This window comes from Thalassovita aquimarina (assembly GCF_018219815.1).
Classification (GTDB): domain Bacteria; phylum Pseudomonadota; class Alphaproteobacteria; order Rhodobacterales; family Rhodobacteraceae; genus Thalassobius; species Thalassobius aquimarinus.
In genome coordinates this window covers 76196-92050 of the sequence record NZ_JADMKU010000017.1, presented here as the reverse complement: position 1 = coordinate 92050, position 15855 = coordinate 76196, and the positions used below count along the sequence as shown (strand labels likewise).

Below are 15855 nucleotides of genomic sequence, written 5' to 3'. Positions count from 1 at the left end.
CAGGTGCCCGAAGGTCTTCCTCTCCGCAATCGCGCTCGCTGCAACCGTCATCTATTGGCTATGAGTCCTGACCCTAGGTTTCAGTCCCATGAATCAGCTTGAGCCTTTGCCGATGTGCAACGTCCGCTTTTGGCACGAAGCGGCCCTTCGCTACGGTATGCTCCAACGGCGGCTTTGCGCAGGAAGCTGACTTTGCAAATTGGAGCGAACGGCCTTTACCGGCCGTTCACCCGATCCTCACAATGCCGCGGGACGGCGTGCCTTTCCGGACCTTCACTCCATTTGCGAAAGCGAGGTTTGTTGTGGAGACTGTAACGCTGCATGATCGACCATTCAGCAATGGCGAATTTGCGTATAATTTCACAGCCTTCTCCTGTTGCGGTCCAATTCGCCGTTAGGGCTTCCAGGCCGCATCCTTTTGCCAACCGGAAAAGCCGGTCTGCATGACGAGGGCATTCGTCCGGCCCGCAACACGCAACGCGAAGACCGCCTGTGCGGACAGGCTGCCTGTGTTGCAGAACAGGATGGTCATGCGGTCTTCAGGGATCTCGTCGATCCGGTCGAGCACCTCGCGCCATTCGATGTTCACCGCGCCTGGGATGGAGGCCTCTTCGAATTGGCCGGCGTCGCGCGTGTCTACGAAGAGGGAACTCTCGAAAACCGTCTGGTCGATCTGCTGCGGCAGGATGATCCCGGCTTCGTAGTCCGAGAACATCATATATTCCTGCATCGCCTCGACTGCGGCGTCCTGCGCGAACAGGGGGGTGCAGTAGAGCCGAGGGCGACAGAAGCCGCCACGAGAAAGGATTTCAGGTCCATTGGGTTTCCTTTGCTGGGAATGGGATTCGTTTCAGGAACGCGCGTCCAGATCGGACATGAATGCCGTAATGCGCCGGGCGTTAGCGCCTCGATCAACCTGCCCGAGGCGCGAGCGCGAACGCATATCTATACGGGTGCCGCTGTCGGTTTCGGTTACCCGGATCGCCACCTCGTCCTCGAAACCGAAAAGACGGCTGGTCGCAATGGCCTCGATCTGACTTTCATCGGGATCGTCCGAAAGCACCAGCCAGCCGCGTTCCTCGACCAGCGCGAGCGCGAGGCCGAAGGCGTCGTCGAAGGTCAGGTCGAGGTCGAGCGGACGAACCCCGGGATAGGCCGCGCTTTGCGGTTCCGCATTCGCGGAAGGATAGTCCGTGGGTGTTGCGGTGAACCAGAATACCGGCGGGTCCTGCGTGTCGGTGGAAATGTCGTTGATCGGCGGCGTCATGCGGGCCGCCATGTCGAAGGCGATGCCCATCCCCGCGACGGGAAGCGACAGAACCAGCCCTAGCAACACTGCGAAACCGGTGCTTTTCCGGTTGCGCAACCAAACCATCAACCCCACCAGCGCGGCGAGGCATCCCGCCAGCGCCACCCATGCGCCCCATGTCGCCACGCGATAGGATTGTGGCCACGGCCAGCCGCCCTGGCGGAACCCCCAGACGGCAACACCGACAAAGGCAATCGAGGCAAGGCCGCACAGGATGGCAAGTAGTCCGAGGCGGTTTGAAATCACGTTACGCATTCGCTTTCTCCTTCCGGGAAGCAGGTTTCAGGCGGGGATGGGTTTCCTCCATGCCGAGGATCAGCCACAGGCCCGATCCCGCCATGGCAAGCCCGGTGAACCAGAACCCGGCCTCAAGCATGCCTGCGGCATCGGCGATCAGCCCCATGGCGAGCGCCCCGATAGCATAGCCCAGATCGCGCCAGAACCGATAGACGCCCAGAGCCGAACCCCGCCACGAGGGATGCGCGATGTCGCCCATCGCCGCGATCAGCGTCGGGTAGAGCAGCGCCATGCCAATGCCGGTTACCGCCGCCGCCACGGACCATGCCGTGAGGGTGGCGAGGAGGGGAAACGCCAGCACGCCGCCTGCGCAGAGGAAGAAGCCCGCGACCGTCGGCCACTTGCGCCCGAACGCGTCGGAAAACGGCCCGGTCCAGAGCTGACTGCCGCCCCAGACGAACCCGTAGATGCCGGTGACCCAGCCGATTTCGATCAGGGTCGCGCCCTTGGCGATCAGGAACACCGGCACCAGCGCCCACATCAGCGCATCGACGAATTTCTCGACACTGCCTGCCTGCGCCAGCGCCATGAAGGTAGGGTTGCGCCAAGTGACGAGGGCAAAGATTTGCCCCGAGGTGGGGTTTTCCGGCCCTTCGACATAGCGAGGTTGCGGCCCGGTCGTTTCGCCCGACTTGTGTCGCGCGGCTTCTGCTCGGGCGTAGGGAAGCGTTTCGGTGAAGGATAGAAGACCGGCCGAGAGCGCCAGCAGAATGACAAGCAGGCCGAAGACAAAGAGGCTCATCCGGGGGTCGAAGTAGCTGGCGAGATAGCCGGTGACCAGTCCGGCCAGCGCCACGCCGCCATAGCCTGCGAATTCGTTGAACCCGGTGGCGAGACCGCGTTGCGATCCTTTCACGATGTCCATCTTGGCGGTGACGGTCATCGACCAGCAGAAACCCTGGTTCACACCCAGAAGCACGTTCGCCGCGACGATCCAGCCCCAAGAGGGAGCATAAAGGATCATGAACGGGATCGGCAGCGCCGCCAGCCAGCCCCAGATCAGCACACGGCGGCGCCCGACCCGTTCGGACACGCGGCCCGAAACGAAGTTCATCGCTCCCTTGACCGCGCCGAAGGACACGACGAAGGCGAAAAGCGCGGTCATCGACCCCTGCACCACGCCGAATTCGGTTTCGGCCAGTGCCGGGATGACCGTGCGCTGCAGCCCGATGGTCAGGCCGACGAAGAAGACCTGAAGTAGCTGTTCGAGAAAGGGGCGCAGGTTTTCGCGAATGCCCGGGGTGTAGGTCATTTCTGTTCGTTCCCTAAATCAAGTGCATGGCCGCTCGCGGGGCCTCGAAGTGGTTGAATGAGCATCCGGTCGAGCCAGAGATCGCGGCGGGTGCGGAACTGTTCAATGCCGATTTCCATGCCCTCGTGCCCCTTGGCAGGCTGGGCGACATAGGTGCCAAGCAGCCTGTCCCACCAGGGGACGCTGAAGCCGTAATTGGAATTCGTTTCGCGCGGGTCGACGGAATGGTGGACGCGGTGCATGTCGGGCGTGACAAGAAAAAGACGCAGCGCGCGATCAACACCAGCTGGAAGCCCGATGTTCGAATGGTTGAAGATCGATGTCGCGTTCAGGATCACCTCGAACAGTAGCACCGAGACGGCAGGCGCGCCGAGCGCACCAACGACGGCGAGCTTGATCGCCATCGAAGCAAGGATCTCGACCGGGTGAAAGCGCAGCCCTGTGGTGGCGTCGAAATCGAGATCGGCATGATGCATCCGGTGCAGCCGCCACAGGCCGGGAACCGCGTGAAACATCACGTGCTGGAGATAGATGGCCAGATCGAGAAGCAGAATGGAGCCTGTGAACGCCACCCATCCTGGAACGTCGATCACGTTGAAGAGGCCCCAGTCCCTTTCCTCGGCCAGCATCGCAAGGCCTACAGCGAGAATCGGAAAGCTCAGCCGCAGGATGATCGTGTCGACGACCACCAGCGCGAAATTATTCGTCCAGCGGATCACCCGCGGGATGTCGCGGCGCCGGCGGGGGGCGGCCAATTCCCAAATCATCATCACCGCAAGCACGCCCAGGAAGGCGGCAAGGCGGATCGTCGGTTCGGCGGCGAGGATGATTTCTGACATGGGCACTGGCTCCGGGGTTGTCCTGCGCGTTGGAATCGATAATATTCAAGTTATCGATTGAATGATTTATCGTTTGGAGGCGCGCTGTGTCAACCAGCCCCAAGAAAGCCCTTCTCGAAGAATATGCTCTGGTTGCACGGGCGCTTTCCGCTCCGGCGCGGCTATCGATCCTGGAACAGCTGGCCCAGGGGGAACGCGGGGTGGAGGCATTGGCCGAAAAGACCGGCCTTACTATCGCCAACTGCTCTCAGCATCTTCAACAGCTCCGCCGATCCGGGCTCGTTACCAGCCGCCGCGACGGCAAGGCCGTGATTTACCGTCTGACCGATGCAAAGACGTTGGAGCTGATGGACTTGCTGCGTGTCGTGGCTGAGCGGAATCTGGCCCAGGTGGAGCGCATCCTACGCGGGCTCTCCGGCGGGGAAACAGCACCCGAACCGGTCAGTCGCGACGACCTGGCTGTGCGGCTCGACGAAGGCGCTGTTACCGTGCTCGATGTCCGGCCCGCTGATGAATATAAAGCAGGGCATATTCCGGGCGCATTCAATATCGAGTTGGATAAACTTGAAAGCCTTATCTCCGACCTCGATCTTGAAAAAGAGATCGTCGCATATTGCCGTGGCCCTTACTGCATCTACGCCCATCAGGCGGTCGCGGCATTGCGCAAGCATGGCCTGAATGCCCGCCGACTCGAGGGTGGTCTGCCCGAATGGAGGGAGGACGGGCGCCCCATTCTTGATGGCGCGGCCTAACAAGCTGCGCTGTCACTGGTGCAGTTCAAGCTCCAGAAACCTAGAGGACATTCGAGCATTTTAAACGCCGTTGCATCAATGGGCTTTCTAAGGGAGTGGTAGAAAATCGAATATCCGATCTACCAACTTTGAAACTCCTCTTTCACACCTGCAACGAACGTCAGTTCTCCGCGCTCTCCAGCTGATCAGCTACGTCTGCTTTGGGCTGAGAGTGGTCGTTCGCTGCGGCCTGGACCAACGGCGGCTTTGCGCAGATAGCGACATTTGCAAAAGCGAGGTCACCGCGCGGGGCTGAATGGCGCTTCCGGCCCTCAGTGGATATTCAATTTATCTGCGGTGAATGGCTGTTCAGAGCCCGAAGCGGTCATTGGCGATTGCCGCAGCGATTGCCGGACGAACAGGTTCCGAACCGTGGTTCGGTCAATTTTGCCGGCGGTCGCAGGCGGCGCTACGCTGAGTAGCGCCGCTGACATTCATTGCTGCAAATCGACAAAGATTTGCGAGTCGACACCTGCTTCAAGCAGGGCCTGCTTGATCTGATCGATCGCACTGGCGTCGGCCGAGCTGACGATGACCACATCATTGACCACCAGTGAATACAGCGGCGCGTCAGGCTCAAGGTTTGCCAGGTATTTCTCGGCGGCCAGCTTGGACTTTGGCCCCCATTTTCCGTCATGGCCGACGCCGATCGTATACTGCACGTCCATGATCATTTCCTTGCTGACCGACTTGCCGTCGTTCAGATCCAGCAAGGCCTGTCGAAGCGCTTCCTCATCCGTGACGCGCTCGGGAATGAAAACGTTCGTGCAGGTTTCGACGTCTTTGTATTTGGTGACGGTCTTTTTGCTCGTTTCATTGGCGACGGCTCCGCCGATGATAGCGCCGGCGGCAGCACCGGCATTTTCCTTTGTCACGACTTTCCCGAGCACCCCGCCGATAATCGCCCCGCCGATTACTTTCTCGGGAGTTCCGCCTTTGACGGTTTCCTGATACGGTACTTTCGTTGTCTCGCACCTTACCTCGTACGAGCCGGCAGATGCCTGAGATGCAACCAGAACAGTCGTCGCTGTTGCTATCAAGAGTTTCATGTTCTTGCTCCTTCTTACCGCAGGTCGCGGTGGTAGTATGGCGCTTCTGCTTCAGGATTGTCGCCAGTTCGCCGTGTTGCCAGACAAACGCGTTAGCTGGTCGTTTGTCGTAATCTTGTGGCCAACAAGATATGACCTCACGTGTTAGTCAATAACCCTCAAGTGTTATTCAATAACATGGGTAGGATTCCGCCAGTTCCGCAGGGCTGGGCAGGCATTCGTAGCACCCCGACAGCGTTCGAACGCCTTTACTCTGAAGCGAGTTGCCGAGGCGTGCCCGTTCGAAGCTTCCAAGCCGCAATCTCAGTAAGCTCCGCGTAGCCTATGTTCTCATGGGGCGTGGCGAACGACCGCTTCACACCCGAACCGGTCATGCGTGTGATTTGACGCGAAGGTCCGCTCCCCGCCCATACTTGCTGGGGCAACGTTGGCACGTCGCGGGCGACCTTCAAGTCTGTTTAGGGCTGTTTGCGGATAAAACGGAGGTTAATAAAATCAATTTCTCGGTTCGTATCCAACTTGCTCCGCGACAATATCGTTTGCCGCGGTCAGTACTGATTGGTTGCCCTGACAATATCACGGCTGATACCATTCCGAATGTGCGAGCTCTCCCAAAGTAACCGCGCGGGCAATCCAAATTCGACATAGCAAGCAGGGACACCACATGACCGTCACCTATCTGAAACAGGGCATATCTGAAGAGCACCGGGCAAAGGATGATGCCAAGGTGCGGGACGTCGTGGAAACCACGCTGGCCGACATCGAAAGCCGTGGTGACGCGGCGGTGCGTGAGCTTTCTCAGAAGTTCGACAGCTACGCACCTGAGAGATTTCGCCTGACCCAATCGGAGATCGAAGCGGCGATGCAGAAGGTCTCGGCACGTGACATGGAGGATATCAAATTCGCCCAGGCCCAGATTCGCCGCTTCGCCGAGGCGCAGCGTGCGAGCATGACGGATATCGAGGTCGAGACGATGCCCGGCGTGATCCTGGGGCACAAGAACATCCCCGTGCAATCGGTCGGATGTTATGTGCCCGGCGGAAAGTTCCCGATGGTCGCGTCTGCGCATATGTCGGTGCTCACGGCATCGGTGGCGGGTGTCCCGCGCATCATCGCTTCCGCGCCGCCGGTCGATGGCGCCCCCCACCCCGCGATTGTCGCTGCTATGCAAATGGGTGGCGCGCATGAGATCTACGTTCTCGGCGGCATCCAGGCGGTGGGCGCCATGGCCCTAGGCACCGAAACGATCGACCCGGTGCATATGCTGGTGGGGCCGGGCAACGCTTTCGTCGCGGAAGCGAAGCGCCAGCTCTACGGGAAAGTCGGGATCGACCTTTTTGCCGGTCCGACGGAAACCATGGTTATCGCCGACGAAACCGTGGACGCGGAACTTTGCGCCACCGACCTGCTCGGACAAGCCGAACATGGCTACAATTCCCCGGCCTGCCTGATCACCAACTCGCGCAAGCTCGCCGAGGAAACGATGGCCGAGATCGATCGCCTGCTGAAGATCCTGCCCACCGCTGAAACGGCTTCGGTCAGCTGGCGCGACTATGGCGACGTGATCCTGTGCGACAGTTACGAGGAGATGCTCGATGTGGCCAACGACATGGCCTACGAGCACGTTCAGGTGATGACCGACCGCGACGACTGGTTCCTTGAGAACATGCATTCCTATGGCGCTTTGTTCCTTGGCCCCCGGACCAATGTCGCCAACGGCGATAAGGTGATCGGTACGAACCATACGCTGCCGACCAGGAAGGCCGGGCGCTATACCGGCGGGCTGTGGGTTGGAAAATTCCTCAAGACCCACAGCTATCAGAAAGTCATCACCGACGAGGCGGCGGCGAAGATCGGCGAATACGGTTCGCGACTGTGCATGCTGGAAGGCTTCGTTGGTCACGCCGAGCAATGCAATATCCGCGTGCGCCGCTACGGTGGAAAGAACGTCGCCTACGGCACGGCGGCCGAATAAGGGATTGGCCCATGGCATTGCCTGTAACACCCTCCTTCCGGCTTGACGGCAAACGCGCGATCGTGGCGGGCGCTTCCTCCGGGATTGGTCGCGCCTGTGCCGTTGCCCTGGCCGAAGCCGGTGCCGATGTCACCCTCGCGGCCCGGCGCGCCGACGTTCTCGAAACGCTGGCGGCCGAGATGAAGGACGCGGGCTTGTCGGCCCGTCCCCTCGCTCTCGACATTGCCGATGTCGCCGCGACCCGTAAGGCTCTGGGCAGCGAAGCGCCTTTCGACGTTATGCTGAATGCGGCGGGCCTTGCCCGCCACAGCCCGGCTCTGGCGACGACGGAAGAAGATTTCGACGCCGTTGCAGGGGTCAATTTCAAAGGCGCATACTTCCTCACCCAAGCCGTGGCCGATGCCATGATTTCAGCGGGGCGGCCCGGCTCGATCATCAACATCTCTTCGCAGATGGCTCATGTCGGCGGCCCCGACCGCGCCGTCTATGCCGCAACCAAACATGCAGTGGAAGGTTTCACCAAGGCGATGGCGATCGAATGGGGACAACGGGGCATACGTGTCAACACGATCTGCCCGACCTTCATCTTGACGAAACTCACCCGGCCCACATTCGATGACCCGGACAAACGCGCCTGGATCGAAAGCAACATCATACTCGACCACGTCGGACAGGTTGAAGACATCATGGGGGCCGCCGTCTTTCTCGCCTCTGATGCGGCATCCATGATCACAGGCGCTGCCCTGATGGTAGACGGCGGCTGGACGGCGAAATGATTCGCTTTCGCCGTCTGACCAGGTATGCAACGGCAATCACCCTGAACCATCCAACGGGGACTGGTTGAGCCTCCCAAATGAACTGGTCCACCGCTATGTTTAGGAAACGGAGGACCGAGAATGGCAAATAAGCTGACCTTCGCTGCGCCAAGCTCAAATGGCAGCTTTGCGCAGATAGCGACTTTTGCATAGTCTGGACGGCTTACCGCGATCACCTGCTCGGAGTGCTGGCGCCGGAATGACTGGCGGATTTCACGGCAGAGCCTGACCCTGTATACAAGGGGGGCAGCAGCACCTGCCGTCATCAGAAGCCCCGCGCGGCATAGCCGGATGGAGGCCAAACAAAATAGATTCGATCATGGGAGGCAAGCAGATATTAGCCGCATGCAGCGAAGCACTGCATTGGCAGCCTCAGCTTGGAGGTTTGCAAGACGCCTGAGGAACTCAAAGCCTGGTCCATGAACATGGGGTATGAGAATGAAGAGGCGACGGTTCGCTATTATAAGCATTTACTCGACGAACGCGTGGTCGATATCTTTGAGCAGCTTGATCAGGCGGGCGAAAATGACTGCGAGATCGTGATCGAAGACAAAGACCTGATGTTGGGATACCCACTGCGAGATTCTGTGCCAGGGATAGCGGAGTATGAGCGCGGCGAGGACTTGGTGGATGAACATCGAGATCGTCAAAAAGCGAAGAAGCGTAAGGCAATACATAAAGAAACTGACGATGATGATAACGACGGCCTCATCGAATAGTTCGACATTTCCGCTCAGGGCATCGATGATGCGATCAGCCTGTCCGTCGCCATCGACAACGCGCGCAAGCTTGCTACGATACGCAACAACTCAGAGGAGGCCGCCTGATGGGGTTGCGTTTCATTTTCATGCTCACCCGCAACGACAAGACCGTCACCGATGCCATGACACATCTGGAAACGGCGCTGTCACTCGGCGTGCGTCACATCGGATTCAAGGATGTCGGTCTGCCAGTCGAGGACTTGAGAGCGCTGAACAAGGCGATTCAGGCCAAGGGGGCCACGTCCTATCTCGAAGTCGTCTCGCTCGATCGGGATAGCGAAGTTGCATCGGCACGCGCGGCGGTCGAGATAGGTGTGGGTATCCTTCTCGGCGGCACGCGCGTCGATGATGTTCTGCCGGTGCTGGCGGGCAGCGGGCTCGAATATTACCCCTTCCCTGGAAAAATCACCGGGCATCCGAGTGTGCTGGAAGGCACCATCAAGGAAATCGTAGCGAACGCACGGGATCTTGCCTCTCGGAAGGGCGTGCATGGCCTAGATCTACTCGCCTATCGGTCACCGGATCAGAACGGGCCTGAGTTGATCGAGGCAGTCTGCGATGCCGTAGGCAAGCCGGTTATCGTCGCGGGCTCCATCGCCGATAAGGATCGCATCGCCGCCGTTCACAGGGCCGGAGCAGCCGGATTCACTATCGGTACGGCTGCCCTGGACGAGGAATATCCGGCCGACGGTAGAGGACTAGAAGCTCAGCTCACCGCTATTCTTCGGGATGTTGCCAATCTCAATGGGCATCTGTCGCCCTTCGGAAAGAAAGGGCTTGATGCAGCCTTTACTACGCTCTCGGAAACCTGGTCACCGCGTGTCGCCGGTCAGGTGAACAACATGCAAATCAAGCTCGCGAAATTTGAAGGAGCCTTCATCTGGGATTTCCACGAACATGACGATGAGCTGTTTCTTGTCCATCGCGGGCGACTTCTCATGCGGTTCCGTGACCGTGAGGAGGTGATCGAAGCAGGCGAGTTTATCGTCGTCCCGCATGGCGTCGAGCATTGCCCCGTCGCGCTCACAGAAACCTGCGAGGTGGTTCTGCTGACGCCTGCCACAACCGTGAACACCGGCGCCGCTATCGAAGAACCTCAGACCGCCCCCTGAGCCTTGGCGAAGGCCGCCAGACGCCATTCGGTGTCGCGCACGGTGTCGCCAGCCTTGAAGAGAGCGGACCCGATGCCCAAACCCGATGCCCCGGCCGCCCGCCATTTCTCTACGTTCTCCGGCTGGACACCTCCCACAGCATAAAGCTGCGTTCCTGCGGGAAACACTGCCTTCATCGCCTTGAGACCAGCAGGGCCGATAATCTCGCCCGGAAAGAGCTTCAACGCATCCGCTCCGGCGGCCAATGCCTTGAATCCATCTGTGGGGGTCATGACGCCGGGAAAACTGCGCAGACCCAAAGCGATGGTGCGTGCGATGACCGAGACGTCGGTGTTGGGCGAGACGATAATCTTGCCGCCCGCGTCGCGCACCCGGTCGACGTCCTCGGCCCGCAGAACCGTGCCGGCGCCAAACGTCGCCCGATCGCCGAGTGCCCGCGCGGCCGCTTCGATAGAGCGGAAGGCCTCGGGCGAGTTGAGCGGCACCTCAATGGTGCCGATACCCGCCTCGACCAGCACCTCGCAGATTGACACGACGCTGTCGGGGGTAACACCGCGGAGGATGGCGATCATGTCGCTGAAGTCGGGCTTGGTCATCGGGGGGCGATCTCCTCTGCGGCGCGGGCCATGAATTCGGCGTGCCGGGATTGGTGGAATCGGTGGAGGGCCGGGTCGGGGCGGTAGCTATGCACCGGGCGAACGGCATCCGCGATAAGGCTATCGAGTGCAGTCGTAGGATCGTCCGACAGCCCCGCAAAAGCCAGTAAAGCTGCGCCCACGGCAGAGGTGTCGCCATGGGCCAGCACTTCGACGTCGCGGCCGGTCACATCCGCGACCGTTTGGCACCAGATCGGCGAACGCGCACCGCCCTCGGCAAGCCGGATTTGGCCGATGTTGAGACCCGCCGAGAGGAAAGCGTCGAGCGAGGCGGCGACTGCATGTGCCACCCCGGCATGCACCGCGTGGATCAGGTGGCCGGGGCCTTGGGTCAGGTCGAGGCCGGACAACGTGCCATGGGCGGGGGCGCTCCAAGGGGTGCCGGCGCCGGCAAGGAATGGCAGGAACATGGCCTGCACGGTCGCTGGGTCCACGCCCCTCGCAGCGGCCTCGAGACTGTCGAAGTCGGGGCGGGTGCCGCCGAGCGCGAAGACGTCTCGCAGCCATTCCATGGATAGGGCACCGGCAGGGACAAGGCCCAGCCAAAGTTCACGGTCGGGCGTCACATGTCCCATACGCCACATGCCCCGCACCTCTTGTGCGGGTGGGCAGGGGCTGGCGGCGACCACATGGCCAGCGGTACCCAAAGTCACCGCGACCGTGCCGGGGGCATAGGCGCCGCAGCCGACCGCTAGCGCACCGGTGTCGCCCGAACCGATCACCACCGGGGTGCCAGGGATGAGACCGAGCGCCTTGGCCATTTCTGGTCGAAGGACGCCGAGCTGGTCAGTGGCCGCGCCGATCGGCGGGAGGTCGCTGGATTGGATGCCTACCCAAGCGCAGAGGCCTTCGTCCCACTCGGTCTCGTCGAAGCGCATGAGAAGTGTACCGGAGGCTTCGTTCCGCTCGGTCTGAGCCTGTCCCGTTAGGCGCAGGCCTATCCAGTCCTTAACCTGCATCACGAGAGTACGCGGGGCGAGAAGGCCATTGTCCGCCAGCCAGCGCAGTTTGGGGGCCACAGAGATGCCGTTCGCGCGGTTGCCGGTGGTTGCGTAGAGGTCGTCACCGAAGGCCCGGGCGAGCGCTTGAGTTTCAGCCTCGGCCCGCTGATCGAGCCAGATCAGAGCGGGACCGATGGGGTCGCCTGACGCGTTGCTCCGGACGATGCCATTGAGTTGCCCGGCGAGCCCAATGGCACTGATCTGCTCCGGATCCACTTGCGCGGCGACCGCCCGGCAGACCGTGACCATGGCGTTTTCCCAATCCTCGGGCGACTGCTCGGCCACGTCTCCACTGGGGCGATGGGTGGGGTAGGGGGCCGATGCTTCGGCCACCACGTCGCCCCGCTTGGTCATTGCGACCGCCTTAACCGCCGAGGTACCGAAGTCGATACCTAACGCGAGGAAGGGGGCGATGAGCTCTTCTCTATCGCACATTATCTGGCGGCGCTCTTCTGATAAATGATCGCGGCCACGGCGATGACAAGGCCCTGCACTACAAGCTTGCCCGCCTCGTCGATGCCGAAGACGGTGAGCAAGTTGAGGATCATGATAAGCAGCATGGTGCCGAGCACGGTGCCCACAGCTCCGCCCGCTCCGCCGCCAAACACCGCCCCGCCAAGGATCACGGCAGCGATGGAGCTGAGCACGTAATCCGCGCCCAGACCCAGCGAGCCAACGCCGATCAGCCCCGACAGGATCAGCCCGCCAAGGGCCGCAAAAACGCCCGACATGATGTGCGAGACGAGAAGGGTGCGGGTCACCGGGATGCCACTGTAATGCGCGGCAGAGGGGTTATCGCCAGCCGCCATGATGAACCGGCCGAACACCAGCTTGCGCAGAATGATCCATGCGATAATGGCGGAGGCGATCCAGAACAGACCCGATACGGGGAATAGCTCGATCCGACCTCGGCCGATATATTTGATCGTGTCGCTCATCGCGTTGCCCGGTGCGCCGCCCGAAATCAGGTAGCCGATGCCAGTTACGACCGAAGCCGTGCCGAGCGTCACCACGACCGCCGATGCGCGGAGCACCGTGATGAGCAGACCGTTGATGAGGCCCACAGCGACCCCGGCCAGTAGGGCCACGCTGATCGGGATCACGGCGGGGAAGCCGAGGAATATCCGGTCGGAGACGAGGATGTTGACCAGCATGATCACTGCGCCCACCGAAAGGTCGAGTGACCGGTTGGCGATCGTAAAGGTTTGTCCTAGCGCGACGATGCCAAGGGGAGCGGCCTGGCGGAGCAGGATCATGAGGAAGGGGACCGATAAAAAATGCGGTTGAGTAAAGGCTGCGAGGAGCAGTACTGCGATCAAGCCCCAGAAGGCGGGCGGCCAATGGGCGATGGTACGCAGCATGCGGCGGGCGGCCGAGGGTTTGGTGGGGGCCTGGATCACGTCGGTCATAGTCCGACCTCCTTGCGGCGGAACAGGCTGACCGAGACGATTAGCATCGTGCCTTTCACGATATGTTGGTAGAAGGGCGAAATACCGGCGAGGTTCATGCCGTTGTTAAGAAGACCGATGATGCCAACGCCGAATACGGTACCGATGGGCCCGCCGATGCCTCCCGACAGAAGCGTCCCGCCAAGCGCCGCGGCTAGCACGCTGTCGAGGCCAAGGGCGCTCCCCACATTGGGGTCGGACGACGCAAGGCGCGCGGTCAAATACATGCCCGCTACGGCGGCGCTGGAGGCAGAGATGACATAGGTGCTAATGCGGATGCGCGCCTCCGGCAGTCCTGAGAGCCGCGCCGCGGCGGGATTCGCCCCCACCGCGTAAAGCGCACGTCCAAAGCCCGTACCATGAGTAAGCCCGATGGCGAGCGCCCCGATCACGAGCACCCAGAGCGCGCCGAGCGGCAGGCCTAACACATCACCACGGACCATTGCGACCAGCGGGGCGGGAGCGATACCACCGGGCACAGGAAGGAGCGTGAGCGCAATGCCCTGTACGATAGAGGATGTGGCCAGTGTCATGATGATCGGGTGGACGCCTATCTTGACGATGCCCCAGCCATTGACCAGCCCGACGGCGATGGCCGCGCCGAGGGCCATGGGGACCGTCGCGCTCCAGTGCAGGGGCAGTGCGAGGATGGCCGAGGTTAAGCTGATAACCGAACCGACCGAAAGGTCGAAGCCCCCACCGAGCAGCACCAAAGTCTGTCCGATGCCGGCGATGAAGAGCGGGGGCAACTGTCCTAGAAGGTTGCCGAAGTTCCGACCGGTCAGAAAGCTACCAGGCAGCGCGATGGCCAGCACCACGAAGATCACGGCAAAGGTCAGCGCCGACAATGCCGCGCCGCGCTGACGATACCAGCGGGCGTCAAGTAAAAAGCGATCGCGCAAGGACAGGCGCGAGGTAGCGGAGGAGGTTAAGGTGCTGTCGCTCATACCGGGGTCTCCGTTCGGGCGGCGTCTTCCTGACCAGGGATCGCCGCGGCCAGCAAGTTGATCTCGGTGGCTTCGGTCGCTGGCATCTCGGTAGCGAGACGGCCTTCGCGAATGACCACGATCCGGTCGCAGAGGCCGATTAGTTCCGGCATCTCGCGCGAAGAGACAAAGACGGTGCCGCCGTTTGCCGCAAATTCACGCAGGCGAAGGTAGATTTCGCGCTTGGCCCCGACGTCGACGCCGCGCGTGGGCTCTTCGCAAAGTAGAACGCGGGTGCCCGCGACCAGCCAGCGACCAAGAACGACTTTCTGCTGGTTGCCACCGGACAGTTGCATGACGTTCTGGTAGGGATCTTCAGCCTTGACTGAGAGGTCGCGCATGACAGCCTCCACTGCGGCGCGGGGCTTGGTGAACCATGCGGACAATCCTCGCGGTGCGACCGATCCCGTTTCCATATTCGCAAGGATCGAGAGCGAGGGGAACAGCCCGTCGTCCTTGCGGCTTTCGGGAACGAAGCCCAGACCCAGCGATATGCGGCGCCGGGCGTCTAACTGGTCCACCTGATCCGCGCCCAGTCGCAATGCGCCGCCGGTGGCGGGGGCGAAGCCCGCGAGCAGGCGCATTAGCGCCTGTTGACCTTGGCCTTCAAGCCCCGACAGACCGACGATCTCGCCCGCGTGCAGGGTCAGCGACACCGGGGCGGGCAAGTCGTCGCCTTCAAGCTGGTCGGCATGTAACAAGCGCTGCCCCAACTGGGTGGCCCGAGGGGCAAAAAGCTCTTCCAACGGGCGGCCCACCATGGCCTCGACGACCTCGTCGTGATCCGTGGCGGCGGTGGTCAGCGTGGTAACGTAGCAACCGTCCTTCATCACCGTGATCCGGTCGCAGATCGCGAAGATTTCCGGTATCCGGTGCGAGACGTAAAAGATCGTACACCCCTCGGTGGCGAGGCGGCGAATGAGGTCGAAGAGCGTCTCGACTTCTTGCGCAGCGAGCGCGGCCGTGGGTTCGTCGAAAATGAAGACCTTGGCGTCAGCCAGAAGGCCTTTGGCGATCTCGACCATCTGCTGTTCGCCTACGCTCAGCGCCTCGACCGCAGTTTCTGGGCGTATGTTGAGCCCGAGGCGTGCGAGCACCTCTTGGCAGCGCGCACGCTGTTCGCGGGCAGGGATGCCGTTTTTGCCGAGGAAGAGGTTTTCCTGCACGGAGAGGTTCCGAAGCAGCGAAAACTCCTGGAAAATCGTGGAAATTCCCGCCTCTTGAGCGTCGCGCGGAGTGTGGAAACTGACAGGCGCACCGTTCAGCCGCACCTCGCCGGTATCGGCCCGGTGCACGCCGGAGAGCACCTTCATCAGCGTCGATTTGCCCGCGCCGTTTTCGCCCATGACAGCATGTACCTCGCCGGGCAGGCCGGTCAACAGCATGGCCGAGAGCGCCTGCGTCGAACCGAAGGCTTTCGAGAGGTTCGTGACCTCGATGGTGGGGGGCATCGTCATAAGGATTCGGTCGCCGGCGGTTCTGTCAGGGGATCGGGGCAGCCCGCTAGGGAGCGATGCCACCATCATAATAAGGGCGCGCGGAAAGGGAAGCCCGCACGCCCACG

Annotated in this window: 15 protein-coding genes; 5 read left to right on the top strand and 10 right to left on the bottom strand. The window is 61.5% G+C overall.

What is annotated here, in order from left to right:
* Positions 1–394: 394 nt before the first annotated feature.
* The 4 genes from IT775_RS16565 to IT775_RS16550 all read right to left on the bottom strand — a co-directional run bounded on the left by IT775_RS16565 (position 395) and on the right by IT775_RS16550 (position 3697).
* Positions 395–715, bottom strand: coding sequence for a rhodanese-like domain-containing protein (locus IT775_RS16565; protein WP_212702338.1), 321 nt, complete (start codon positions 713–715; stop codon positions 395–397).
* Positions 716–850: 135 nt separating this feature from the next.
* Positions 851–1564, bottom strand: coding sequence for a DUF1499 domain-containing protein (locus tag IT775_RS16560; RefSeq protein ID WP_212702337.1), 714 nt, complete (start codon positions 1562–1564; stop codon positions 851–853).
* Complete coding sequence (locus tag IT775_RS16555; RefSeq protein ID WP_212702336.1) at positions 1557–2858, bottom strand: MFS transporter; 1302 nt, start codon at positions 2856–2858, stop codon at positions 1557–1559. The genes IT775_RS16560 and IT775_RS16555 overlap by 8 nt, the downstream gene beginning before the upstream one ends.
* Positions 2855–3697, bottom strand: a complete 843-nt coding sequence (locus IT775_RS16550; protein ID WP_212702335.1) for a sterol desaturase family protein — start codon at positions 3695–3697, stop codon at positions 2855–2857. The genes IT775_RS16555 and IT775_RS16550 overlap by 4 nt, the downstream gene beginning before the upstream one ends.
* A gap of 86 nt (positions 3698–3783) precedes the next feature.
* On the opposite strand from IT775_RS16550, the gene IT775_RS16545 reads away from it, so the two are divergent.
* Positions 3784–4449: an ArsR/SmtB family transcription factor gene (locus IT775_RS16545; protein ID WP_212702334.1), complete on the top strand. Its 666-nt coding sequence runs from the start codon at positions 3784–3786 to the stop codon at positions 4447–4449.
* A 473-nt stretch (positions 4450–4922) separates the two neighbouring features.
* Here the strand turns inward: IT775_RS16545 and IT775_RS16540 are convergent, their stop codons facing one another.
* Positions 4923–5537 carry a hypothetical protein gene (locus IT775_RS16540; RefSeq protein ID WP_212702333.1) on the bottom strand — a complete coding sequence of 205 codons (615 nt, stop codon included), beginning with the start codon at positions 5535–5537 and terminating at the stop codon, positions 4923–4925.
* Positions 5538–6201: 664 nt separating this feature from the next.
* On the opposite strand from IT775_RS16540, the gene hisD reads away from it, so the two are divergent.
* The 4 genes from hisD to IT775_RS16520 all read left to right on the top strand — a co-directional run bounded on the left by hisD (position 6202) and on the right by IT775_RS16520 (position 10200).
* Positions 6202–7512 (top strand): histidinol dehydrogenase, encoded by a 1311-nt coding sequence (gene hisD, locus IT775_RS16535; protein ID WP_212702332.1) that lies wholly within the window; start codon positions 6202–6204, stop codon positions 7510–7512.
* Between the two features lie 11 nt (positions 7513–7523).
* Positions 7524–8288: an SDR family NAD(P)-dependent oxidoreductase gene (locus tag IT775_RS16530; protein ID WP_212702331.1), complete on the top strand. Its 765-nt coding sequence runs from the start codon at positions 7524–7526 to the stop codon at positions 8286–8288.
* A gap of 458 nt (positions 8289–8746) precedes the next feature.
* Positions 8747–9046 (top strand): hypothetical protein, encoded by a 300-nt coding sequence (locus IT775_RS16525; protein ID WP_212702330.1) that lies wholly within the window; start codon positions 8747–8749, stop codon positions 9044–9046.
* Positions 9047–9153: 107 nt separating this feature from the next.
* Positions 9154–10200 carry a cupin domain-containing protein gene (locus tag IT775_RS16520; protein WP_212702329.1) on the top strand — a complete coding sequence of 349 codons (1047 nt, stop codon included), beginning with the start codon at positions 9154–9156 and terminating at the stop codon, positions 10198–10200.
* On the opposite strand, the gene IT775_RS16515 is transcribed toward IT775_RS16520, so the two are convergent.
* The 5 genes from IT775_RS16515 to IT775_RS16495 are packed head-to-tail and all read right to left on the bottom strand — an operon-like array spanning position 10185 to position 15742.
* Positions 10185–10796, bottom strand: a complete 612-nt coding sequence (locus IT775_RS16515) for a 2-dehydro-3-deoxy-6-phosphogalactonate aldolase (RefSeq protein ID WP_212702328.1) — start codon at positions 10794–10796, stop codon at positions 10185–10187. The two genes, IT775_RS16520 and IT775_RS16515, sit on opposite strands and share 16 nt — an antisense overlap.
* The gene (locus tag IT775_RS16510) at positions 10793–12292 is read right to left on the bottom strand and encodes a xylulokinase (RefSeq protein WP_212702327.1); all 1500 of its coding nucleotides are present in this window, start codon (positions 12290–12292) and stop codon (positions 10793–10795) included. The genes IT775_RS16515 and IT775_RS16510 overlap by 4 nt, the downstream gene beginning before the upstream one ends.
* Entirely contained in the window at positions 12292–13266 is a 975-nt protein-coding gene (locus tag IT775_RS16505; RefSeq protein ID WP_212702326.1) for an ABC transporter permease, read from the bottom strand. The genes IT775_RS16510 and IT775_RS16505 overlap by 1 nt, the downstream gene beginning before the upstream one ends.
* On the bottom strand, positions 13263–14252 hold the full coding sequence (locus tag IT775_RS16500; RefSeq protein ID WP_212702325.1) for an ABC transporter permease: 990 nt from the start codon (positions 14250–14252) through the stop codon (positions 13263–13265). The genes IT775_RS16505 and IT775_RS16500 overlap by 4 nt, the downstream gene beginning before the upstream one ends.
* Positions 14249–15742, bottom strand: a complete 1494-nt coding sequence (locus tag IT775_RS16495; protein ID WP_212702324.1) for a sugar ABC transporter ATP-binding protein — start codon at positions 15740–15742, stop codon at positions 14249–14251. The genes IT775_RS16500 and IT775_RS16495 overlap by 4 nt, the downstream gene beginning before the upstream one ends.
* Positions 15743–15855 lie beyond the last annotated feature (113 nt).